The 21998-nt window shown below is 64.0% G+C and carries 20 protein-coding genes; 11 read left to right on the top strand and 9 right to left on the bottom strand.

All coding sequences use genetic code 11. The features are described 5' to 3' along the window. A partial coding sequence (locus tag QZ497_RS19970) for a YifB family Mg chelatase-like AAA ATPase (protein WP_295478559.1) occupies positions 1 to 896 on the top strand: 896 nt, incomplete at its 5' end. An 86-nt stretch (positions 897 to 982) separates the two neighbouring features. On the opposite strand, the gene QZ497_RS19965 is transcribed toward QZ497_RS19970, so the two are convergent. Beyond that, positions 983 to 1405 (bottom strand): hypothetical protein, encoded by a 423-nt coding sequence (locus tag QZ497_RS19965; RefSeq protein WP_295478556.1) that lies wholly within the window; start codon positions 1403 to 1405, stop codon positions 983 to 985. An 84-nt stretch (positions 1406 to 1489) separates the two neighbouring features. Here QZ497_RS19965 and QZ497_RS19960 point away from each other — a divergent pair, with 84 nt between their 5' ends. The 3 genes from QZ497_RS19960 (at position 1490) to QZ497_RS19950 (ending at position 3701) form a co-directional block, all read left to right on the top strand. Then, a complete protein-coding gene (locus tag QZ497_RS19960) occupies positions 1490 to 1867 on the top strand; it encodes a MerR family DNA-binding transcriptional regulator (RefSeq protein WP_295478553.1) in 378 nt (125 codons plus the stop codon). Positions 1868 to 2112: 245 nt separating this feature from the next. After that, positions 2113 to 2718 carry a LuxR C-terminal-related transcriptional regulator gene (locus QZ497_RS19955; protein ID WP_295478550.1) on the top strand — a complete coding sequence of 202 codons (606 nt, stop codon included), beginning with the start codon at positions 2113 to 2115 and terminating at the stop codon, positions 2716 to 2718. Further along, positions 2673 to 3701 carry a hypothetical protein gene (locus QZ497_RS19950; RefSeq protein ID WP_295478547.1) on the top strand — a complete coding sequence of 343 codons (1029 nt, stop codon included), beginning with the start codon at positions 2673 to 2675 and terminating at the stop codon, positions 3699 to 3701. The genes QZ497_RS19955 and QZ497_RS19950 overlap by 46 nt, the downstream gene beginning before the upstream one ends. Before the next feature lie 217 nt (positions 3702 to 3918). On the opposite strand, the gene QZ497_RS19945 is transcribed toward QZ497_RS19950, so the two are convergent. Continuing rightward, entirely contained in the window at positions 3919 to 5895 is a 1977-nt protein-coding gene (locus tag QZ497_RS19945; protein WP_295478544.1) for a methyl-accepting chemotaxis protein, read from the bottom strand. A gap of 317 nt (positions 5896 to 6212) precedes the next feature. Here QZ497_RS19945 and QZ497_RS19940 point away from each other — a divergent pair, with 317 nt between their 5' ends. Continuing rightward, positions 6213 to 7595 carry a NorM family multidrug efflux MATE transporter gene (locus QZ497_RS19940; protein WP_295478541.1) on the top strand — a complete coding sequence of 461 codons (1383 nt, stop codon included), beginning with the start codon at positions 6213 to 6215 and terminating at the stop codon, positions 7593 to 7595. Here the strand turns inward: QZ497_RS19940 and QZ497_RS19935 are convergent, their stop codons facing one another. Continuing rightward, positions 7596 to 9263, bottom strand: coding sequence for a bifunctional diguanylate cyclase/phosphodiesterase (locus QZ497_RS19935; protein WP_295478539.1), 1668 nt, complete (start codon positions 9261 to 9263; stop codon positions 7596 to 7598). A gap of 205 nt (positions 9264 to 9468) precedes the next feature. Here QZ497_RS19935 and rep point away from each other — a divergent pair, with 205 nt between their 5' ends. The 4 genes from rep to QZ497_RS19915 all read left to right on the top strand — a co-directional run bounded on the left by rep (position 9469) and on the right by QZ497_RS19915 (position 15025). Further along, complete coding sequence (rep, locus tag QZ497_RS19930) at positions 9469 to 11478, top strand: DNA helicase Rep (protein ID WP_295478537.1); 2010 nt, start codon at positions 9469 to 9471, stop codon at positions 11476 to 11478. Positions 11479 to 11942: 464 nt separating this feature from the next. Continuing rightward, on the top strand, positions 11943 to 12197 hold the full coding sequence (locus QZ497_RS19925) for a DUF3077 domain-containing protein (protein WP_295478535.1): 255 nt from the start codon (positions 11943 to 11945) through the stop codon (positions 12195 to 12197). 506 nt (positions 12198 to 12703) lie between these two features. Next, positions 12704 to 12955, top strand: a complete 252-nt coding sequence (locus QZ497_RS19920; RefSeq protein ID WP_295478533.1) for a DUF3077 domain-containing protein — start codon at positions 12704 to 12706, stop codon at positions 12953 to 12955. A 141-nt stretch (positions 12956 to 13096) separates the two neighbouring features. Beyond that, positions 13097 to 15025 (top strand): acetyl-CoA hydrolase/transferase C-terminal domain-containing protein, encoded by a 1929-nt coding sequence (locus QZ497_RS19915; protein WP_295478530.1) that lies wholly within the window; start codon positions 13097 to 13099, stop codon positions 15023 to 15025. Positions 15026 to 15277: 252 nt separating this feature from the next. On the opposite strand, the gene QZ497_RS19910 is transcribed toward QZ497_RS19915, so the two are convergent. The 5 genes from QZ497_RS19910 to dadA all read right to left on the bottom strand — a co-directional run bounded on the left by QZ497_RS19910 (position 15278) and on the right by dadA (position 19432). Further along, entirely contained in the window at positions 15278 to 15694 is a 417-nt protein-coding gene (locus QZ497_RS19910) for a c-type cytochrome (protein WP_295478565.1), read from the bottom strand. Positions 15695 to 15880: 186 nt separating this feature from the next. After that, positions 15881 to 16429 (bottom strand): cupin domain-containing protein, encoded by a 549-nt coding sequence (locus QZ497_RS19905; protein ID WP_295478527.1) that lies wholly within the window; start codon positions 16427 to 16429, stop codon positions 15881 to 15883. Between the two features lie 265 nt (positions 16430 to 16694). Next, positions 16695 to 17768: an alanine racemase gene (gene alr, locus QZ497_RS19900; protein ID WP_295478525.1), complete on the bottom strand. Its 1074-nt coding sequence runs from the start codon at positions 17766 to 17768 to the stop codon at positions 16695 to 16697. Positions 17769 to 17805: 37 nt separating this feature from the next. Further along, entirely contained in the window at positions 17806 to 18159 is a 354-nt protein-coding gene (locus QZ497_RS19895) for a RidA family protein (protein WP_295478522.1), read from the bottom strand. Further along, positions 18131 to 19432: a D-amino acid dehydrogenase gene (dadA, locus tag QZ497_RS19890; protein WP_295478520.1), complete on the bottom strand. Its 1302-nt coding sequence runs from the start codon at positions 19430 to 19432 to the stop codon at positions 18131 to 18133. Before dadA ends, QZ497_RS19895 begins: the two co-directional genes overlap by 29 nt. Positions 19433 to 19588: 156 nt before the next feature. Here dadA and QZ497_RS19885 point away from each other — a divergent pair, with 156 nt between their 5' ends. Further along, positions 19589 to 20077, top strand: coding sequence for an Lrp/AsnC ligand binding domain-containing protein (locus tag QZ497_RS19885; protein ID WP_295478517.1), 489 nt, complete (start codon positions 19589 to 19591; stop codon positions 20075 to 20077). A gap of 21 nt (positions 20078 to 20098) precedes the next feature. Here QZ497_RS19885 and QZ497_RS19880 read toward each other — a convergent pair whose 3' ends face one another. Further along, complete coding sequence (locus QZ497_RS19880; RefSeq protein ID WP_295478514.1) at positions 20099 to 20452, bottom strand: YkgJ family cysteine cluster protein; 354 nt, start codon at positions 20450 to 20452, stop codon at positions 20099 to 20101. Between the two features lie 248 nt (positions 20453 to 20700). On the opposite strand from QZ497_RS19880, the gene QZ497_RS19875 reads away from it, so the two are divergent. Further along, complete coding sequence (locus QZ497_RS19875; RefSeq protein WP_295478510.1) at positions 20701 to 21984, top strand: FAD-binding oxidoreductase; 1284 nt, start codon at positions 20701 to 20703, stop codon at positions 21982 to 21984. Positions 21985 to 21998: the final 14 nt, after the last annotated feature.

The following is a 21998-nucleotide window of genomic DNA, read 5'->3' as shown; positions in this document are numbered from 1 at the left end:
CCAAGCGGGCGCTGGTGGTGGCGGCAGCCGGAGGCCACAACCTGCTGTTCAGCGGCCCGCCGGGCACCGGCAAGACCCTGCTGGCCAGCCGCCTGCCCGGCCTGCTGCCGCCGCTGGATGAACAGGAAGCACTGGAAGTGGCGGCGATTCATTCGGTTGCCAGCCAGGTGCCGCTGAGCAGTTGGCCGCTGCGACCGTTCCGTCAACCGCACCACTCGGCGTCGGGGCCGGCGCTGGTGGGGGGTGGCAGCCGCCCGCAACCCGGAGAAATTACCCTGGCGCATCACGGCGTATTGTTTCTCGATGAGTTGCCGGAGTTCGACCGCCGGGTACTGGAGGTGCTGCGCGAGCCGCTGGAGTCGGGTCATATCGTGGTGTCGCGGGCTCGCGACCGGGTGCGCTTTCCGGCGCGTTTCCAGCTGGTGGCGGCGATGAACCCCTGCCCCTGTGGCTATCTCGGCGAGCCCAGTGGCCGCTGCCGCTGCTCCACCGAACAGATCCAGCGCTACCGCAACAAGCTGTCCGGGCCGCTGCTGGACCGCATCGACCTGCACCTCACCGTGGCCCGCGAAGCCACCAGCCTTTCGGCCTTGCCGGGCGGTGGCGAAACCACCGCCAGCGCCGCTGCCAAGGTCGCCGAAGCCCGCGAGTTGCAACAGCGCCGCCAAGGCTGTGCCAACGCCTTTCTCGACCTGCCCGGCCTGCGCCAGCACTGCAGGTTATCCACAACCGACGAAAGCTGGCTGGAAACCGCGTGCGAGCGCCTCAACCTGTCGCTGCGTGCCGCACACCGCCTGCTCAAGGTGGCGCGCACCCTGGCAGATCTTGAGCGGCAGGCCGAGATAAGCCGCGGGCACCTGGCCGAGGCGTTGCAGTATCGGCCGGCGAGTCAGTAGGTATAGGCGTCATCAGGACAAGAATGGAAACCGAAGAAGGACTGCCTGGCTTGCGCCAATGGCATTTCAACAACCCGATAAGCCTTTCAAGCCCATTGAAGTTGCGCTGTGCGCCGCGCCCTGACCGGCGCCCATTGCGCGATCGCCCACAGCACCTCGAACGAGAAGATCACCCAGAGCAGACCGGATGCACCATGAGCCAAGGCATACAACTGCCATATGGCAAACAGGATCCGCCCAGCGGCATCGTAGCGGCCGAAGCGTCGCTGGGGGTGACGGATCCTCAGCCAGGACCAAACGCAGACGATAGACCCCATCAGGTTGGCCATCATCACGTGCATCGGCTCAAACAGCGGAATCTGGCCACTCAAACCGAGCATGCCGTGCAGTGAACCCAGCCACTGATGCAGCAGGGCGAAGCTCCAGGGCGTCACGAAACCGATTGTAATGATCAGGTCGTAGAGACCACTGGCACGAACCAACTGACGATATTGGGCGGATGTCCACATTTGCTGCACTCCCTCGAATCAACGAAGGCATCAGGCTAAAGCCTGGAGTAAGCTCCAAGGTCAAGCCCGAATAAGGAAGTGCTCATGCGCATTGGCGAACTCGCCCAGGTCTGCGGCGTCAGCCGCGATACGCTGCGCTTCTATGAAGAGCGCGGCCTCATTCAAGCTCGACGCTTGGCCAACGGTTACCGCGACTACCCGGAAGAAATCGCTCAACTGGTGCACTTCATCCGCGACGCCCAACGCCTGGGTTTCAGCCTCACGGAGATCGGCGACAACGTCGGGCAACTGTGGCAAAACCCGAACCCCGATCAGGCGGTGGAAGCGCTGCTGCGCGACAAGTTGGCGCTGATCGAACAGCGTCTTGAAGAGTTACAAGCACTGCGCAGCACACTGTTGCAGCGTCTTACCCTGGCCTGCCCGTTGCGCAGCGAGCCCGACCTGTCTGAAGCGACACTTTGATCCAACGCGCTTGCTACCGCCCATTCTGCATGCCCGCGTTGCGAATCATCTATTCAGCCATCTATTAATCCGGGCCAGGTGCCTGAACATCTACTTCAAGTTTCTCAATCACGGTCGACGGCCGGCTTTTCTTCTGCTCTACGGGTTACCTACCTCTAAGCCCTTCGATCTCTGATTTTCATAGCTCTCGAAACACCACGCGCTCGCCGTTCAGCACTTATCTCGAATGTAACCAACGCTCCGCCATGACCGAACTTCATTCTGATGTTTGGACAATCGTCATTCCGTGGACGGAGCAATTCGGCATGAAGCCAGTAACAGGGAAGAAAAGCGCGCGTACAGCTCTCACGCCAAGAGAGCAAGATGTTCTCCGTCTTGTGCGCCAAGGTCTCAACAACAGGGAAATCGCGCACTTTCTGGGGATTGGCCTGTACACGGCCAGGGAACATGTGAGCAGCCTCAAGCAAAAAACCGGTGTGCTCAGCGTAACGGCACTGCATGCCCTCTCAGCGTTATCGGACGCCGAATGGCAGGGGCTGATGAACCTGTGTGAGGCTGACATCAGCCCGACGGAATCCGCCGTTCTACGACATCTCTGCCATGGATGCTCCAGTAAACATATCGCACGACTTCTCGATATCAGCCCGCGTACCGCTGATAAACACAGACAACATTTGCTGATCAAATCAGGCCGACACAGTACACGCCAATTAGTTGCCTGGATCAACGACCAGTACGCGATGTGTGGGGTAGCCGCTGCTAGGGTCGGCAGCGAGACTGAGCTCGCTGATAGCAAATCAGCACCATGGAATCGTTTAACGTCGAATGGACATCTGGAGAGCAAGGAATGACCACAGGTAATAGCGCAGCCCTGAACGCAGGCCGACTGGCCAGCCTCACCACCACCGCAGGCCAGGTCAAGGCCGCCATCGATGCAGGAAAGGACATCATCAATTCGGTTACCGAACTGCACAGTGCGGTCATGAAGCTGTATGGTGCGTTCGAAGGTGCCAAGGCCTTCGGTGATCGCCATCGCACGCTGGAGCTGATCATCGTCAACGCAACCAGCCACCGCCTCGTGTGGGAAGGCAGCTTCTTCGATTCGGGCACCACCTTCGCCGGCCCGGCGCCCATGAACATCGACCCGATCGACGAATTGCATCCTATCGGCGCGACGCTGTGGACCGTCGCAAACGGACAAGGCTCGATCATGACGGGTGTCAGTGGTGCGGGGAAATGGCGTATCGAAGGAACCCGCTTCGCTCTCGACATCGGGTTCACCAACCCTCAGTTCGGTGGCTTCAAGAGCGAGATCGGCGTGGTGGGTGCCGGCGCCCCGGTCCGTCTCGCCTATGACGCCTGCGACAACGTCGAAGCCAAGCAATACGAGGTACTGGGCTTCAATGTAGCGGTATATGCCGACCAGGCGGCTGCCGGTGGTGACCGGCGCTTCGTCTACTGCATCACCGAAGCACGCCAGGACGCGCAAGCCAATCGCGGCGACACGCTCAAGGCGGGCGAATACCTAACCCCCGGCCAGTTCCTGATTTCGCGTAACGGCGCTTTCGCGGCGTCTTATCAGGAAAAAGACGGCAATCTGGTGGTGAGTGACCTGAACAGCCTGCACAAAAGCGTCTGGGCCTCGAGCACCAGCTTCCATAACGCGTGGCGCTGCGGGCTGGATGCTCAAGGGAAATTCTCGACACTCGAAGGTGAAGGCCAAGCCGTCTGGAGCGCCTCGGCCTCTGCACCCGGCAGCTATGTCACGCTGTCGGACGAAGGTGTACTGAGCGTCTATGACGAGGCCAATAACCCCGTGTGGTCCAGCCGTTGACCACGATTAGCTCCGCCGCTCAGTTACGCGTCGTACTCTCAGCGTAACGCTCGATGAATATGAGCCGCCATCCTGGCGTTACCGGGATGGCGGCTCATGCATGACATCTATTCAAACCGCAGAAGCGATGTGTCGCGAACACTGAACATGCTCTTGGCAACGTACCGGCTTTCCTCGCCTGTTCGCGATCAAGGTTCAAGAGGCGTCACCGGATGCCTTACTTGAACCGCCCCACCTCATCCAACAGCTCAGCCGCCAACTCGTTGAGTTCGCGGGCGGTCACGGCCAGGTTGGCCACCACTTCGCGCTGCTCGGTGTTAGTCATGGCGATGCTCTGCAGGTTGCCGCTCAGGGCGGTGGCGGTGCTGCTCTGTTCCTGGGCAGCGTTGGTGATGACGGTGAACTGCTGGCCGGCGGCGCGGCTCTGTTCGTCGATCTGTGCCAGCGCCTCGGCCACCTTGGCGTTACGCGACAGGCCTTCCTGCATCAGGGTGTTGCCCTGTTGCATGGTGTTGATGGCGTTGCCGGTTTCCTGCTGGATGCTGGCGATCATCGAGGAGATTTCATCGGTCGCCTCGCGGGTGCGCGAAGCCAGGCTGCGCACCTCGTCGGCCACCACCGCGAAGCCGCGGCCCTGTTCGCCAGCACGCGCCGCTTCGATGGCGGCGTTCAAGGCAAGCAGGTTGGTCTGCTCGGCAATCGAGGTGATCACACCGACGATGCTGCCGATTTCCTGAGAGCGCTGGCCCAGGGTGTTGACCACCGTGGCGGTGCTGTTCAGCGACGCGGCGATCTGCTGCAGGGAGCTGGACGCTTCCTCCATGGACGAGCGGCCGATACGCGTCTGGCGGGCGTTTTCCTGAGCCAGGCGCTCGGTGTCCTTCATGTTGTCGGCGATGTTCATCGAGGTGGCGCTGAACTCTTCCACCGCGCCGGCCATGCTGGTGATCTCGCCCGACTGCTGCTCCATGCCGGCATGGGCGCCGCTGGACAGGCCGGACAGCGCATGCGCCCGGTCACTGACCTGCCGCGAAGCGGTGCGGATGTGCTCGACCATGTTCGACAGTGCCTCGCCCATGGTGTTGAAGCTGCTGGCCAGCAGGCCGATTTCATCGTGGCTGTTGACCGCCAGGCGCACCTTGAGGTTACCGGCGCCCAGGGCCTCGGCCTGGCGCACCAGTTCCGACAGCGGCTGCAGCTTGCTGCGCAGCAGCCAGATGGAACCGCCCACGGCGATCAGCATGGCCAACAGGCTGCCGATGGCCAGCTGGGTCCCGACGCTCCAGGTCACCGAGCCGATTTCATCTTCCGGCATGCTCGCCACGACGGTCCACGGACCGTCAGTGAAGGGCACACCCACGCTGTAGAAGTCGTCTTCGGTGTCACTCCAGAAACGCCCCTTGCCCGGCTGCTTGGCCAGTTCGGTCGCCGTCTTGGCGGCTTCATCCGACTGCTTGACGCCCGCCGGGGCCACCAGCCACTTGCCCTGGTCGTCGAGCAGCGCCAGCGAGCCGGTCTTGCCGATGCGGAAGTTGCGCAGGTTCTCGAACTGCGCGTTCTGCGCATCGGTGTAGTCGAAACCCACGAACAGTGCGGCGATCACCTTGCCGGAGGCGTCTACCACCGGGCTGTACTGGGTCATGTACAGACGCCCGAACAGCATGGCCTTGCCGACGTATTCCTTGTTGGCCATCAGCCGTGCGTAGGCCTGGCCCTGGCGATCGAGCACCGTGCCGATGGCGCGCGAGCCGTCCTGCTTGGTCAGCGAGGTGCTGATACGCACGAGGTCATCGCCGCTGCGCACGAATACCGTGGCCACGCCAGCGGTGAGGTTGCGGAACTCGTCCACCTCGCCGAACTCGTTGTTCAGCGCCTGGCCGTCGAGGTACAGACCGGGGGTCTGGGTGCCGGCCACGGTGAAGGAGGTGCCTGTCTGCAGGCTCAGACCGGAGCCGAAGCGCTTCTCGAACAGGCTGGCCAGGCGACGGGTGCTGTCGCGCAGGGTGGTATGGAAAGTGTTGAGCTGGTCGGCGAGCAGGCGAGCCTCACTGCTCAGGTGTTCTTCGCGGATGACGAGGTTGGCGGCATCCAGCGAACGCAAGGCGAACAGCGTACTGCAACTGATGACCACCGCAAGGATGACCGCCAGGGCAATACCGAGTTGAGAGGCAATCCGGGCGCGAGGCTTGGACATACGAACTCCTGGCTGGTTGGTGCAGGCGCCATGGGGCCTGCCAGCCAGCATCGTTATTAGTGAAAAGAGCAAGGTTTACACGCGATTTCCCCAATGGAGTCGGCATATCCCCTACAAACTTGAGGCTTTTTCTCAGGTACTGGCAAACGATTGCGCGCCCCCGAAGCGCGCCTTCGACAGCACCGCCCTGCAAGGGTTGCGTCGATAAGACAGTTATAGGCGCTTATTGAATGATCGGCGGGATTTATCGGTTTGTCTTCTGCCGCACCAGCCAGGAGAATAGGCGCTTCGTTTCTCCCCACCGAGCCCTCACGACCATGCAATCGGCTGCCTTCAAGGAACTCTGGATCATCCTGCGTCTGGCGGCGCCGCTGATTGCCTCGCAAGTGGCGCACATGCTGATGGTGTTCACCGACACCGTGATGATGGGCAAGCTCGGCCCCGAGGCGCTGGCCGGCGGCGGCCTGGGCGCGGCGACCTACAATTTCGTGTCGTTTTTCTGCATCGGGGTCATGGCCGCGGTGGGTACGCTGGTGTCGATCCGTCTTGGCGCCAACGATCAGCAGGGCGCCACCCGCCTGACCCAGGCCGGGCTGTGGCTGGCCTGGGGCATGGCGGTACTGGCCGCGCTGTTGCTGTGGAACATCGAGCCGGTGCTGCTGCACTTCGGCCAGCAGCCAGCCAACGTGGCCATGGCCATGCAGTTCCTCACCACCCTGCCCCTGGCACTGCCGGGCCTGCTCAGCTTCATGGCCCTGCGCGGCTTCACCAGTGCGCTGGGCCGCGCCATGCCGGTGATGGTCATCAGCCTGGCTGGCGCGGCGGCCAACTTCGTCCTCAACTACGCGCTGATCGAAGGCTGGCTGGGATTGCCGCATCTGGGCCTGTGGGGCATCGGGCTGGTCACCGCCGTGGTCAGCAACTGCATGGCCCTGGCCCTGGCGCTGCACATCCGCCGCCATCGCGCCTACGAGGCTTACCCCATCGGCCAGCAGCTCGGCCGGCTGTCGCGCAGCCACCTGGGCGAACTCTGGCGCCTGGGCCTGCCGATCGGCGGCACCTATGCCGTGGAGGTCGGGCTGTTCACCTTTGCCGCCTTCTGCATGGGCGCACTGGGCACCACGCAGCTGGCCGCCCACCAGATCGCCCTGCAGACCGTGTCCATGGCGTTCATGATTCCGGTGGGCATCTCCTACGCGGTGACCATGCGCATCGGCAAGCACTACGGTGCCAACGACCTGCTCATGGCGCGCACCGCCGGGCGCATGGGCATTGGCTGCGGCGGCGCCTTCATGCTGTTGTTCGCCCTGCTGTTCTGGCTGGTGCCCCGGCCCATCGTCGGGCTGTTCCTGGACCTCGACGACCCGGCCTTTGCCGACACCGTGGTCCTGGCGGTCAAGCTGCTGGCCATCGCCGCCTGGTTCGAACTGTTCGACGGCACCCAGACCATCGCCATGGGCGCGATTCGCGGACTCAAGGATGCCAAGACCACCTTTCTCATCGGCCTGGGCTGCTATTGGCTGGTAGCCGCGCCTGCCGCGTGGCTGCTGGGCTTCGGCACTCCGGCCGGGGCCGAGGGCGTGTGGTGGGGGCTGGCGCTGGGCTTGCTGTGCGCAGCCGTGACGCTGACCCTGGCGTTCGAGCGGCGCATGCGCAAACTGCTGCGTCAGCCGGGCGAGCCGGCCACGCTCAAGGTCTGATCACAGGCCGACGATCATCTGCCCTGCCGTGCCCGCCAGCAGGTACTGGGTCAGCTGCGTGATGGGCAAGGGCCGGGAAATCATGAAGCCCTGGGCCTGGTCGCAACCGAACTCGCGCAACAGCGCCAGTTGCGCGGGCGACTCGATACCCTCGGCCACCACTTCCAGCCCCAGGTTGTGCGCCAGGTTGATCATGGCGTGCACCAGCTTGCGGTTTTCTTCGCGCTGCTCCATGTCGGCGACGAAGCTGCGGTCGATCTTCAGCAGGGCGATCGGCAGGCTGTTCAGGTGCACGAAGGACGAAAAGCCGGTGCCGAAGTCATCCAGCGAGAAGCGCACACCGAAGGCCCGCAGGGCGTCCATGGTCTTGCTGACCAGGTCGCTGCGGCGCATCACGGCGGTTTCGGTGAGTTCGAACTCCAGCCAATGGGCGTCGATGCCCTGCTCGGTGATCAGCCGGCTGAGGGTGTCGAGCAACTGGTTGTCCTGGAACTGGCGGAACGACAGGTTGACCGCCATGTGCAGCGGCTCCAGGCCCTGCGCGGCCATGGCCTGCATGTCACGCAGGGCACGGAAGATCACCCAGTAACCCAACGGTACGATCAGCCCGCTCTGCTCGGCCAGCGGCACGAATTCGTTGGGTGGCAGCAGGCCGCGCTCCGGGTGGCGCCAGCGCACCAGGGCCTCGAGACCGACGATACGCCCGCTGCGCAGGCACAACCGCGGCTGGTAGTGCAGCTCCAGCTCGTCGCGGCGCAGAGCGCGGCGCAATTCGCCTTCCAGGTCAGCCAGGCTGCGGGCATTGCGGTTGATACGCTCGTCGAACGGGTGCCAGGTACAGCCCTGGATGCCCTTGGCCTGGCGCATGGCGATGTGCGCATGCCACATCAGCGAGTCGGCACCGGCCTGCGGGCAGGCGTGCGCCAGCCCCAGGCTGCTGCCCAGCAGCAGGCTTTCGCCGTCGATCCAGTAGGGTTCGGACAAGGCGTCGACTACGCGCTCTGCCACCTCCGCAGCCCGCTGCGGGGCTTCACGGGTGTCCAGCAGCAGGGCGAACTCGTCGCCGCCCAGCCGCGCCAACTGATCGTTGCTGCCCAGTTGCTGCTTGAGGCGCGCCACCACCTGCAGGATCAGGCGGTCGCCGGCCTGGTGGCCGAGGGCATCGTTGACACGGCGGAAATTGTCCAGGTCCAGATGCCCGAGCGCCAGGCCGGCACCTGCGTGCTCAGCCAGACGGGCAGCGAGCAGGGTCTGGAAGCCCTGGCGATTGGCGATGCCGGTCAGCGGGTCTTGCTCGGCGAGGCGCTGCAGGGTGTCTTCCAGCCCGCGCCGCTCGCGCACATGGCGCAGGCACCGGCGCAGGGTGTCGGGGGTCAGGCTGTCGCGCACCAGCCAGTCGCAGGCGCCCACCGGCGTGGCGTTGGGCTCGGCATCCAGAAGCATCACCAGCGGTGCCCGGCAACTGCCCACCGGCGGTTGCAGGCCCGGCGAGGCCAACAGCACGGCGTTGCGTTCACAGGCCAGGAGCCGGCTGGTACTGCCCCAATGGTCGAGCACATGCAGGCTGGTGCCCGCCGGCAACGCCGACAGACAAGATTCCAGCAACGCCTGCCAGGCTGGTTCTTGGACCAGCAGCAATAACCGCATCGGCTCGACAGGCGTTGGCAACGCAGACTCCCTATTCCGAAGAACAACAAGGGGGTAAGTGGCCTCGGAAAAGAGGCATGAGGCACACGCAATTGCGTGCCATGCGCAAATGTAACAAAACCAAAAAATTTAGATAGGTCGGCGCATCAAAACCCTGGAAGGCTGCACAAAATTGCCAGCCTGTTAAAATGCCCGGCCATTTCGCATACGACTCGTGCCCTCTCCCATGTCCCGACTCAACCCCCGGCAGCAGGAAGCCGTGAACTACGTCGGCGGCCCGCTCCTGGTGCTCGCCGGCGCCGGTTCCGGCAAGACCAGCGTGATCACGCGCAAGATCGCCCATCTCATCCAGAACTGCGGTATCCGTGCCCAGTACATTGTGGCCATGACCTTCACCAACAAGGCCGCGCGGGAGATGAAAGAGCGGGTCGGTACCCTGTTGCGCAAGGGCGAGGGGCGCGGCCTGACGGTCTCGACCTTCCACAACCTGGGCCTGAACATCATCCGCAAGGAACATGCGCGGCTGGGCTACAAGCCGGGCTTCTCGATCTTCGACGAAGGCGACATCAAGTCCCTGCTGACCGACATCATGCAGAAGGAGTACGCCGGCGACGACGGCGTCGACGAGATCAAGAACATCATCGGTGCCTGGAAGAACGACCTGATCCTGCCCGAAGAAGCCCTGGCCAATGCCCGTGGCCCCAAGGAACAGACCGCCGCCATCGTCTATGCCCACTACCAGCGCACCCTCAAGGCCTACAACGCGCTGGACTTCGACGACCTGATCCTGCTGCCGGTCAAGCTGTTCCAGGAGCACGCCGACATTCTGGAGAAGTGGCAGAACCGCGTGCGCTACCTGCTGGTCGACGAATACCAGGACACCAACGCCAGCCAGTACCTGCTGGTGAAGATGCTCATCGGCACACGCAACCAGTTCACCGTGGTCGGCGACGACGACCAGTCGATCTACGCCTGGCGCGGGGCGCGGCCGGAAAACCTGATGCTGCTCAAGGAAGACTACCCGTCGCTGAAGGTGGTGATGCTCGAGCAGAACTACCGCTCTACCAGCCGCATCCTACGCTGCGCCAACGTGCTGATCGCCAACAACCCCCATGCCTTCGAGAAGCAACTGTGGTCGGAAATGGGCCACGGCGACGAGATCCGCGTGATCCGCTGCCGCAACGAAGAGGCCGAGGCCGAACGGGTGGCGATGGAAATCCTCACCCTGCACCTGCGCACCGACCGGCCCTACAGCGACTTCGCCATCCTCTACCGGGGCAACTACCAGGCCAAGCTGATCGAGCTGAAGCTGCAGCACCACCAGGTGCCGTATCGACTGTCGGGCGGCACCAGCTTCTTCAGCCGCCAGGAAGTGAAGGACTTGATGTCCTACTTCCGCCTGCTGGTGAACCCGGACGACGACAACGCGTTCTTGCGGGTGATCAACGTGCCGCGTCGGGAAATCGGCTCCACCACCCTGGAAAAGCTCGGCAACTACGCTTCCGAGCGCAAGATCTCGATGTACGCGGCCACCGAGGAACTGGGCCTGGGCGAGCACCTCGATTCGCGTTACACCGAGCGCCTGCAACGCTTCAAGCGCTGGATGGACGGCGTGCGCCAGCAATGCGCGCAGAACGACCCCATCGCCGCGCTGCGCAGCATGGTCATGGACATCGACTACGAGAACTGGATTCGCCAGAACAGCTCCAGCGACAAGGCCGCCGACTACCGCATGAGCAACGTGTGGTTCCTCATCGAGGCGCTGAAGAACACCTTGGAAAAAGACGAAGATGGCGAGATGACCATCGAAGAGGCGATCGGCAAGCTGGTGTTGCGCGACATGCTCGAACGCCAGCAGGAAGAGGAAGAAGGCGCCGAAGGCGTGCAGATGATGACCCTTCACGCCTCCAAGGGCCTGGAGTTTCCCTACGTGTTCATCATGGGCATGGAAGAGGAAATCCTCCCGCACCGCTCCAGCATCGAGGCCGACACCATCGAGGAAGAACGCCGCCTGGCCTACGTGGGCATCACCCGCGCCCGCCAGACCCTGGCCTTTACCTTCGCAGCCAAGCGCAAGCAGTACGGCGAGATCATCGACTGCACGCCCAGCCGCTTCCTCAACGAGCTGCCCCCTGACGACCTGGCCTGGGAAGGTCTGGAAGAAGCCCCGGTCGAGGTCAAGGCGGCCCGCGGCAATAACGCCCTGGCCGATATTCGGGCGATGCTCAAGCGTTAGCCAGCGCAGTTCACATTTGTGGGAGCGAGCTTGCTCGCGAAGGCTGCTTCGTGCTCCAGCAGATGCGGCGACCTTACTGGCCCGTTTCGCGAGCAAGCTCGCTCCTACAAGGATCCGCAGGGCCCTGCCGCCTGGGGTAAACGCCGATCTGCCGGCCCTCGACCAGGGCGTAATTGCAAGATGCCTCTCTATCTCTTGAAGGAAATTTCCGAGAGAATCGCCGACCCTTGCGTGTGCAAATGCCCCTGACTAGGCTGCCTTCGTCGCTGAACATCAGCGATCGGGTTTAGCAGCCCGACTCAGGAAAATGTCACGCACGGACCGCCTATGGCGGCTTCGCGCGGGGCACCTTCGGGTGCGCCGGTCTTTTGCATTTTCCCCCGGTCTGCTAACCCGCGACGAAGCCGCCACCCCCTGTTCGTTTAGCAGCGAACCCTGGGTGGCCTCAACCCAGGGAAAATGTCATGACCAAGAAGCTGGTTCCAGACCCACCCGTTTCACCCGACCTGCTGACCCTCCTCGAATGCCGCATCGCCCACGCCGTCGAGCTACTGCGTTGCGCCACCGCCACCACTGCCGAAAGCGCCGACAACCTGCAAGGCCCGCCGCGACACCTGGCCCTGGCTGGTATGCACTTGATCACCCAGGCTCATCAGGCGCTGGACCAGGTGCTCGACCAATGGCCTTTGTCCGCCAGCCAGATGGTTGATCGCGGCTGAAGTCACCTACCGGCGTGTGCCGCAAGCCGGTCTTTGCCCTGTAGGACCGGCTTCAGCCGAGAAGCGACGCATGCTCACCACAGATGCAGTGAATTTCCTGGCGCTTTCGCGGCTAAAGCCGCTCCCACCGGGCCACATGACGCCTAACCAAACAGTATTGTCTTCAGCCGGGAAGCTTGCTGCGCTCAAAGCCGATCTGCAGCCCCCCTCGAGGGTGTAATTGCAAGATGCCTCTCTATCTCTTGAAGGAAATTTCCGAGAGAATCGCCGACCCTTGCGTGTGCAAATGCCCCTGACTAGGCTGCCTTCGTCGCTGAACATCAGCGATCGGGTTTAGCAGCCTGATAAAGCTTGCATGCGCAAGATCGCCTATGGCGGCTTTGCGTGGGGCACGTTCGCGTGCGCCGGTTTGCAAGCTCACCGGTCTGCTAACCCGCGTCAAAGCCGCCACCCTTGTTCGTTTAGCAGCGGGCATCCGGTGGCCTCAGATCAATGAGCTTGCCGCCATGAAGAAGATCGTTCCAGACCCACCCGTTTCACCCGACCTGCTGACCCTCCTCGAATGCCGCATCGCCCACGCCGTCGAGCTGCTGCGCTGCGCTACCGCCACCACCGTCGAAAGCGCCGACAACCTGCAAGGCCCGCCGCGACACCTGGCCCTGGCTGGCATGCACTTGATCACCCAGGCACATCAGGTGCTGGACCAGGTGCTCGACCAGTGGCCTGCATCCGCCAGCCTGGCCGTTGATCCCGGCTGAAACCGTCCCTAACCGAGTGCCCCGCAGGCCGATCCTCGCCCTGTAGGACCGGCTTCAGCCGGGAAGCCCTGAGCCGACCATGCAGCAAATACCCGCTCGATGCAGTCCAAGCTGCATTCCTTTTCCGTCAGGAGAGCCCGGATGCTGCAATCCTGCTCCATCGAGCGCGCCGTCGACCATGTACTGGACCACCTGCCTGCACACATTCACCTGGGCATGCCGCTGGGCCTGGGCAAGCCCAATACCTTCGTCAACGCGCTGTACCGCCGCATCCGCGAGCTGCCCGAGCGGCAGCTGACGATCTACACCGCGCTGAGCCTTGGCCGCCCCACGCCCGGCGAAGGCTTGCAGGCACGCTTTCTCGAACCCTTTCTGGAGCGGGTGTTCGGCGACTACCCGGAGCTGGACTACCTGGCCGACCTGCGCCGCGACCGCCTGCCGCCGAACATCCGCGTCGAGCAGTTCTTCATGCAGCCCGGCAGCCTGCTCGACAGCGTGCCGGCGCAGCAGGACTACGTCAGCAGCAATTACAGCCACGCCGCACGGGACATCAACGCCAAAGGCCTGAACCTGATCGCCCAACTGGTGGCCGCCGACCCGCAGCGGCCCGGCTGCCTGAGCCTGAGCTGCAACCCCGACGTGACCCTTGACCTGCTGCCGCTGGTCGCCAAGCGCCGCACCGCCGGGGAAACCATCCTGGTGGTCGGCCAGGTGCATGCCGACCTGCCCTACATGCCAGGCGATTCCGAGCTGGACATTGCCGCCTTCGACCTGCTGATCGACGAGCCGGAGCGCAGCACGCTGTTTTCCACCCCGAACATGCCGGTGGGCCTGCAGGACCACTTCATCGGCCTGCATGCCAGCACCCTAGTGCGCGACGGCGGCACCCTGCAGATCGGCATCGGCTCGATGGGCGACGCGCTGACTGCTGCGCTGCTGGCCCGGCAAGGCGACAACCACAGCTACACCCGGTTGCTGGGCGAACTGAACATGAGCAACTGGCAGGTGATGATCGACCGTGAAGGCGGCACCGCGCCCTTTGCCCAGGGCCTGTACGGCTGCAGCGAGATGTTCGTCAACGGCCTGCTGGCCCTGGCCGATGCCGGCATCGTGCGCCGCAAGGTGTACGCCGACCTCGACCGCCAGCGCCTGGCCGACATGGGCATGCTCGACGAAACGCAAGACGTCGGCGGCGTGGTGGTGCACGGCGGTTTCTTCCTCGGCCCGCGCAGTTTCTATGCACGGCTGCGCGAGTTGCCGGCCGAGCGCCTGGCGCAGTTCAACATGAGCGCCATCAGCTTCATCAACGAGCTGTACGGCAATGAAGAACTCAAGCGTTTGCAGCGCAAGGATGCGCGGTTCATCAACAGTACGTTCTGCGTGACCCTGCTCGGTGCGGCCGCCGCCGACCAGCTGGAAGACGGTCGGGTGCTCAGCGGCGTAGGTGGGCAGTACAACTTCGTGGCCCAGGCCCACGCCCTGGAGGGTGCCCGCTCGGTGCTGATCCTGCGCAGTTGGCGCGAGTCCGGCGGCGAGGTCAGCTCGAACATCGTCTGGTCGTATGGGCACTGCACCATACCCCGCCACCTGCGCGACATCGTGGTCACCGAGTACGGCATTGCCGACCTGCGTGGGCAGACCGATGCCACGGTGATCGAACGGCTGCTGAACATCAGCGACTCACGCTTCCAGCCCGGCCTGATCGAACAGGCGCAGCGCGCCGGCAAGCTGCCCCGCGACTTTGCCCTCGATCCGCGTTTTACCGACAACACCCCCGAACGCCTGAAAGCCGTGGCGGAAGGTTATCCACAGCTGTTCAGCGAATACCCGCTGGGCAGTGATTTCGAACCGCAAGAGCGCGACCTGCTGCGCGCCTTGAACTGGCTCAAGAGCAAACTCAAGCTCACCGAGATACTGGAATTGGGCAAGGCCACCCTCGATGCGCCAGAACCCGAGGCGTACCCCGAGCACCTGCGGCGCATGGGCCTGGACAACCCGGACGGGCTGCGTGAGGAATTGCTGCAACGGCTGCTGCTGGCGGGGCTGCACAACACGACGGGGCATGCTTGAGGCCATGCCAGGTGCCTGACCGGTGGGAGTGGCTTCGGCCGAGATGCTTTTCGCGCTGAAGGCAATACAGTTCGATTAAGCGCTTTGCAGTTCCTGTGGGAGCGAGCTTGCTCGCGAAAAGCTGGAAAAATCGCTGAGTTTGCTGTGAACGTGACGCCGCCTTCGCGAGCAAGCTCGCTCCCACGGTCTGAACTGTATTGCGGCTGAAGCCGATCCTCGCGGGCATCAGCCACGCCCAGCGAGGCGGGCCGGTTACAACCCGGACATCTTCTGGATCGCGGCCTTCAGCTCTTCATCGGAGCAGTCGCCACAGGTGCCCTTCGGCGGCATGGTGTTGATGCCGGTGATGGCTTTGGCCAATAGGCCGTCGAGGCCGCCTTCCTTGTCGGCGCGGGCTTTCCAGGCGGCACTGTCGCCGATCTTCGGCGCGTCCATCAGGCCGACGCTGTGGCAGGCGGTGCAGTGCTTGGCGATGATGTCCTGCGCCGGGCGGGCCGCGCCGGCACCACCGGCAGCGGCGCTCACCGCCACCCCCGCACATTCCTGGCCCTTGATGCACACCTTGCCCACCGGCTCGAGGCGCTTGGCGATCTCGTCACTGGTCGCCGCCTGCAGGCCCAGCGGCAGCAGTGACAGGGTGGCGGCCAGGGCCAGGCATAGTCTTGTCAGGTTCACGCGTTCACCCTCACTGGTGGCTGGTCAGGCTCGCCACGGCGCTTCAGGCGCTGCGAGCAGGCGCAAAGTATAACGACGCGCCCGCAGACCCGGAACGGCCCTACATCGCGAAGGGTTATTACCCTTGCCCTAGATCAATACCCGACAGGCCCCGGTTTACCGGGGCCTGGCCGCAAGGGGTCAGAAATTCGCCGGCGTGGCTGCGCTGATCAGTCGCGCCGGAGTGTCGAAGGGATTCCGGAAACGGTGCGGGCGGCTGCTTTCGAAGTAGTAGCTGTCGCCCACTTCCAGCAGGTAGGTGTCGGCGCCGACGATCAGCTCCAGGCGGCCTTCGATGAGGATGCCGGTCTCTTCGCCTTCATGCACCAGCATTTCTTCGCCAGTGTCGGCGCCGGGCGGGTAGGTCTCGGTGAGAAAGGCGATGGCCCGGCCCTGGTGCGACTTGCCCACCAGCTTCATGGTCACTGCACCGTCGGAGATATCCAGCAGCTCACCGGGCTTGTAGACCACCTGGGTGCTGTTGTCCGGCTGCATTTCCTCGGAAAAGAACTCGACCATCGACATCGGAATGCCGCCGAGCACCTTGCGCAGCGAGCTGATCGACGGGCTGACGCTGTTCTTCTCGATCATGGAAATGGTGCTGTTGGTCACGCCGGCCCGCTTGGCCAGTTCGCGCTGGGACAGGCCCTTGAGCTTACGGATGTGTTGCAGTCGCTCACCGACGTCCAATTCGGCACTCCTCCAGGTTCGGAGGCCTCGTACGGCACGCGCGTCATCGCCCTGGGCAGGCACAGGCGAACCTGGCCCGGGCTGGGCATCCCACACTGGGCGTTATGCTCCCTTGCTGCACGATCTCTTCGGATCGCCTTCGATCGCAGCATGATCGACACGCAGGCACACTCGCACGAAGCCTGAGGTTAAAGTCGAGACCGGGGCATCATGGCAACAGCGTTCAATATTTACAACAGTCGGGCCGTTTACGGCCCGGGCAGGATCAGTCGTCGGCGTACAGGCGCGGTACGCGCTTGAGGTTGCAGAACAGCTGGTAAGGGATAGCGCCGGCCTGGGCGGCGACTTCGCTGGCCGACAGGTTCGGCCCCCAGAACTCCACCCGGCTGCCGAGGCCGGCCTGTGGCAGGTGAGTGAGGTCGACGCACAGCATGTCCATCGACACGCGCCCCAGCAGGCGGCTGCGCTGGCCGTCGATGATCACCGGCGTACCGGTGGGCGCGTGGCGCGGGTAGCCATCGGCATACCCCATGGCCACCACGCCGATGCGGCTTGGCCGCTCGGTGATGTAGGTGGCGCCGTAACCCACCGGCTCACCGGCCGGCAGCTCACGCAGGTTGATGACCCTCGACTCCAGGGTCATCACCGCACGCAACTGGTCGGCCAGGGGCTGCGGGCGGTCGAAGGGTGTGGCGCCGTAGAGCATGATGCCAGGGCGTACCCAGTCGCTCTTGATCTGCGGCCAGCCCAGCAATGCTGGCGAGTTGTTCAGGCTGGTCGGTGCGTTCAGCCCTTGGGTGGCGGTCTGGAACACCGCCAGTTGCTCTTCGCTGCGCGGGCAGTCCAGCTCATCGGCACGGGCGAAGTGGGTCATCAGGGTGATCTGCTCCGCCTTGCCGCTGGTCAGCAGGCGCTGGTAAGCCGCTGGGTACTCGGCCGGAAACAGCCCCACCCGGTGCATGCCGCTGTCGAGCTTGAGCCACAGGTTGAGCGGCTTGCCCAACGCCGCGCGCTCGATCGCCTCGACCTGCCACAAAGCATGCACCACGCACCACAGGTCGTGTTCGACGATCAGTTCCAGCTCGTCGGCTTCGAAAAAGCCTTCGAGCAACAGGATCGGCCCGTGGATACCGGCGGCGCGCAGTTCCAGGGCTTCCTCGATGCAGGCCACTGCATAACCATCGGCCTCGTCCTGCAGGGCCTCGGCCACGCGCACTGCACCATGACCATAGGCGTCGGCCTTGATCACCGCCAGGGCCTTGGCCCCGGCGTGCTGGCGGGCCAGCCGGTAGTTGTGGCGCAGGGCCTGGAGGTCGATGAGGGCACGGGCTGGGCGCATGGTCAGGCTTTCTTGTGTGGTAAAGGCAAAGGAGTGGTTACGGCAGTGCGGCGGTGACCGACAGCTCGACGAGGATTTCCGGCTCGCACAGCTTGGCTTCGACGGTGGCACGGGCGGGCGCGACACCAGCGGGCAGCCACTGATCCCAGACGCTGTTCATGCCGGCGAAGTGGGCGTCGATGTCCTTGAGGTAGATGGTCACCGAAAGCAGACGGGTCTTGTCAGTACCCGCCTCGTCCAGCAAACGCTCGATGGCCGCCAGGGTCTCGCGGGTCTGCTGCTCGATACCGGCCGTCAGGTCATCGCCTACCTGGCCAGCCAGGTAGACGGTGCCGTTGTGCACTACCACCTGGCTCATGCGTTCATTGGTGTGCAGGCGCTGGATTGACATGTCGTGCGTTCTCCTTGTGGTTGCCGTAGCGGTAGATGTCCAGGCCCTCGGCGCTGATCTGCGGGCTCTTGCGCACGATCAGGTCGGCCAGCAGGCGGCCGGAGCCACACGCCATGGTCCAGCCCAGAGTGCCGTGGCCGGTGTTGAGGAACAGATTGCGGTACGGGGTGGCGCCCACGATGGGCGTGCCGTCCGGGGTCGCCGGGCGCAGGCCGGTCCAGAAACTGGCCTGGCTCAGGTCGCCGCCGTGAGGATAGAGATCGTCGACGATCATCTCCAGCGTTTCGCGACGCCGCGGGTTGAGCGACAGGTCGAAACCGGCGATTTCCGCCATGCCGCCCACGCGGATGCGGTTGTCGAAGCGGGTGATCGCCACCTTGTAGGTTTCGTCGAGAATGGTCGAGGTCGGCGCCATGTCGCCCTGGGTGATCGGCACGGTCAGCGAGTAGCCCTTGAGCGGGTAGACCGGGGCCTTGATGCCCAGCGGCTTGAGCAGTTGCGGCGAATAGCTGCCCAGCGCCAGTACGTAGCGGTCGGCAGTTTCCAGCTTGCCGTTGATCCACACGCCATTGATGCGGTCGCCAGCGAAGTCGATGCGCTCGATGTTCTGCCCGTAGCGGAACTCCACGCCCAGGTTGGTGGCCATTTCGGCCAGGCGGGTGGTGAACAGCTGGCAGTCGCCGGTCTGGTCGTTGGGCAGGCGCAATGCGCCGCTGAGCTTGCCGACCACGCCGGCCAGGGCCGGCTCGACGCGGGCGATGCCGTCGCGGTCGAGCAGCTCGTAGGGCACGCCGGACTGCTCCAGCACGGCAATGTCCTTGGCGGCGTTGTCGAGTTGCTCCTGGGTGCGGAACAGCTGGGTGGTGCCCAGCTGGCGCGCCTCGTAGGCGATGCCGGTCTCGGCACGCAGTTCGTCGAGGCAGTCGCGACTGTACTCGGACAGGCGCACCATGCGCTCCTTGTTCACCGCATAGCGGCTGGCGGTGCAGTTGCGCAGCATCTGCGCCATCCACAGGTACTGGTCGAGCTGGCCGGTGAGCTTGATGGCCAGCGGCGCGTGGCGCTGCAGCAGCCACTTCATGGCCTTGAGCGGAATGCCCGGCGCCGCCCAGGGCGAGGCGTAGCCTGGCGACACCTGGCCGGCGTTGGCGAAGCTGGTTTCCATGGCCACGGCGTTCTGGCGGTCGACCACGGTCACCTGCATGCCCTCGCGGGCCAGATAATAGGCACTGGTCGTACCGATCACACCACTACCAAGAACCAGAACGCGCATGTCGATTACCTCATCGCGGCGAAGCCGCTGACGTTTTACGGGCAAGTTGAGAATGTGGCCAGTATAGGGAGGTAGAAGCAGTGCTTTTCACTATATAACGAGCTATATTCGAGGCGTTTTCTCGGGAAACAGCGCTCAGACAGAGGGGGATTACCCATGCGCACCCAGCATCAGTCCAAGCGCGAACTGGACAAGATCGACCGCAACATCCTGCGCATTCTGCAAGCCGACGGGCGCATTTCCTTCACCGAGCTGGGCGAACGCGTCGGCCTGTCTACCACGCCCTGCACCGAGCGCGTCCGCCGCCTGGAACGCGAGGGCATCATCATGGGCTACAACGCCCGTCTCAACCCGCAGAGCCTCAAGGCCAGCCTGCTGGTGTTCGTGGAAATCAGCCTGGACTACAAGTCAGGCGACACCTTCGACGAATTCCGCCGCGCCATTCTCAAACTGCCCCATGTGCTGGAGTGTCATTTGGTGTCGGGCGACTTCGACTACCTGGTCAAGGCGCGCATTTCGGAAATGGCCTCGTACCGCAAACTGCTGGGCGACATCCTGCTCAAGCTGCCCCACGTGCGCGAGTCGAAAAGCTACATCGTCATGGAAGAAGTGAAAGAAAGCCTGAACCTGCCGATTGCCGACTGACTGCCGCGTGCCTTTAGCCGCTCAGACCAGCACCTGGCGGTGAGCAGCCATGTACTGATGGATCTGCTTCTCGACCCTGGGGTGGATCATCTCCACCGGGCGGCGGCCGTTCGGGCACGGCAGGCGCGGGGTGGTGCCGAACAGCCGGCAGATCAGCGGGCGCTCGTCGTACACCGTGCAGCCTTGCGGCCCCAGGTGCACGCAGTTCAACTGTTCCAGCGCGGCCTGCTGCTCGGCGGCGCTCTTGCGCGGCAGGCGCGACATTTCTTCCGGGGAGGTGGTCACCGGTCCGCAGCAGTCATGGCAGCCCGGTACGCATTCGAAGGTGGGAATCTGCCGGCGCAGGCTGCGCACGGTTTCACGGTTACAACTCATCAGGACTCCGGGTTGGCTGGGCGGCACGATTGTGCCGCAGTTGGCACAGCCGGGACAGCGGCTTATCCTCGGCGGGTTTGCATTTAATCCAACACTCGCCGGTTAGACACCATTCGGGTTTGTAGGCGCGACCTTGGTCGCGAAGAGGCCGGCAATGCCGGTGCATCAGCGGTGAATGTGCCGCAGCCTTCGCGAGCCAGCTCCCACAGCCCGAGTGAACGTACTGCGTTTAATCCAAGGATGCCTCCATGCCCGCTCACGCCGCCTCTTATTACGCCGCCAGCAGCCATCCGCAGCCGGACTTCCCGAGCCTGCAAGGAGCGCACACGGCGGATGTCTGCGTGGTAGGCGGCGGCTTCAGCGGGCTCAACACCGCCATCGAACTGGCCGAACGCGGCCTCAGCGTGATCCTGCTGGAGGCCCGGCGCATCGGCTGGGGCGCCAGCGGCCGCAATGGCGGGCAGCTGATTCGTGGCGTCGGCCACGGCGTGGAGCAGTTCGCTCCAGTAATCGGCAGCGAAGGCGTGCGCCAGCTCAAGCTGATGGGCCTGGAAGCGGTGGAGATCGTGCGCCAGCGTGTCGAGCGCCATGGTATCCAGTGCGACCTGAAGTGGGGTTACTGCGACCTGGCCAACAAGCCCGCCCAGTTGCAGGGTTTCGCCGAAGACCTCGAAGAACTGCGCAGCCTCGGCTACCGCCATGAACTGCAACTGCTGCAGGCCGATGAAATGCACAGCGTGGTGGGCTCGGACCGTTACGTCGGCGGCCTGATCGACCGCGGCTCGGGACACCTGCATCCGCTCAACCTGGCCCTGGGCGAAGCTGCCGTGGCGCGGCAACTGGGCGTGCAGCTGTTCGAAGACTCGACGGTGACGCGTATCGACTACGGCCCGCAGGTCACGGTGCACACCGCGACGGGCCAGGTTCAGGCGAAGTTTCTGGTGCTGGGCTGCAACGCCTACCTCAACGACCTCAACGCCGAGCTGGGCGGCAAGGTGCTGCCGGCCGGCAGCTACATCATCGCCACCGAACCGTTGAGCGAAGAGCAGGCTCGCCAGTTGCTGCCTCAGGACATGGCGGTGTGCGACCAGCGCGTGGCGCTGGACTACTACCGGTTGTCCGCCGACCGGCGCCTGCTGTTCGGCGGTGCCTGCCACTACTCGGGCCGCGACCCGCAGGACATCGGCGCCTACATGCGACCCAAGATGCTCAAGGTGTTCCCGCAACTGGCCAATGTGCGCATCGACTACCAGTGGGGCGGCATGATCGGCATCGGCGCCAACCGCCTGCCGCAGATCGGCCGACTCAAGGAGCACCCCAACGTGTTCCACGCCCAGGCGTATTCCGGGCATGGCGTGAACGCTACGCACCTGGCCGGCCGCCTGCTGGCCGAAGCCATCAGCGGCCAGCACGGCGGCGGCTTCGAGCTGTTCGCCAAGGTGCCGCACATCACCTTCCCCGGCGGGCGCCACCTGCGTTCGCCACTGCTGGCCTTGGGCATGCTCTGGCACCGCCTCAAGGAGCTGGTGTAACCCTGAAACTAACT

This window comes from uncultured Pseudomonas sp., from assembly GCF_913777995.1.
In the GTDB taxonomy this organism is placed as follows: Bacteria; Pseudomonadota; Gammaproteobacteria; order Pseudomonadales; family Pseudomonadaceae; genus Aquipseudomonas.
Note: the sequence above shows the minus strand (reverse complement) of the source record. Positions and strands in the feature narration are given on the sequence as shown.

Bases quoted from the DNA above. Each gene is read 5' to 3' on its own strand.
- QZ497_RS19915 (WP_295478530.1), top strand. From the start codon at position 13,097: ATGCTGCAATCCTGCTCCATCGAGCGCGCCGTCGACCATGTACTGGAC.
- QZ497_RS19875 (WP_295478510.1), top strand. From the start codon at position 20,701: ATGCCCGCTCACGCCGCCTCTTATTACGCCGCCAGCAGCCATCCGCAG.
- QZ497_RS19950 (WP_295478547.1), top strand. From the start codon at position 2,673: ATGGAATCGTTTAACGTCGAATGGACATCTGGAGAGCAAGGAATGACC.
- QZ497_RS19965 (WP_295478556.1), bottom strand. From the start codon at position 1,405: ATGTGGACATCCGCCCAATATCGTCAGTTGGTTCGTGCCAGTGGTCTC.
- QZ497_RS19955 (WP_295478550.1), top strand. From the start codon at position 2,113: ATGACCGAACTTCATTCTGATGTTTGGACAATCGTCATTCCGTGGACG.
- QZ497_RS19960 (WP_295478553.1), top strand. From the start codon at position 1,490: ATGCGCATTGGCGAACTCGCCCAGGTCTGCGGCGTCAGCCGCGATACG.
- QZ497_RS19920 (WP_295478533.1), top strand. From the start codon at position 12,704: ATGAAGAAGATCGTTCCAGACCCACCCGTTTCACCCGACCTGCTGACC.
- QZ497_RS19880 (WP_295478514.1), bottom strand. From the start codon at position 20,452: ATGAGTTGTAACCGTGAAACCGTGCGCAGCCTGCGCCGGCAGATTCCC.
- rep (WP_295478537.1), top strand. From the start codon at position 9,469: ATGTCCCGACTCAACCCCCGGCAGCAGGAAGCCGTGAACTACGTCGGC.
- QZ497_RS19885 (WP_295478517.1), top strand. From the start codon at position 19,589: ATGCGCACCCAGCATCAGTCCAAGCGCGAACTGGACAAGATCGACCGC.
- QZ497_RS19940 (WP_295478541.1), top strand. From the start codon at position 6,213: ATGCAATCGGCTGCCTTCAAGGAACTCTGGATCATCCTGCGTCTGGCG.
- QZ497_RS19945 (WP_295478544.1), bottom strand. From the start codon at position 5,895: ATGTCCAAGCCTCGCGCCCGGATTGCCTCTCAACTCGGTATTGCCCTG.
- alr (WP_295478525.1), bottom strand. From the start codon at position 17,768: ATGCGCCCAGCCCGTGCCCTCATCGACCTCCAGGCCCTGCGCCACAAC.
- dadA (WP_295478520.1), bottom strand. From the start codon at position 19,432: ATGCGCGTTCTGGTTCTTGGTAGTGGTGTGATCGGTACGACCAGTGCC.
- QZ497_RS19925 (WP_295478535.1), top strand. From the start codon at position 11,943: ATGACCAAGAAGCTGGTTCCAGACCCACCCGTTTCACCCGACCTGCTG.
- QZ497_RS19895 (WP_295478522.1), bottom strand. From the start codon at position 18,159: ATGTCAATCCAGCGCCTGCACACCAATGAACGCATGAGCCAGGTGGTA.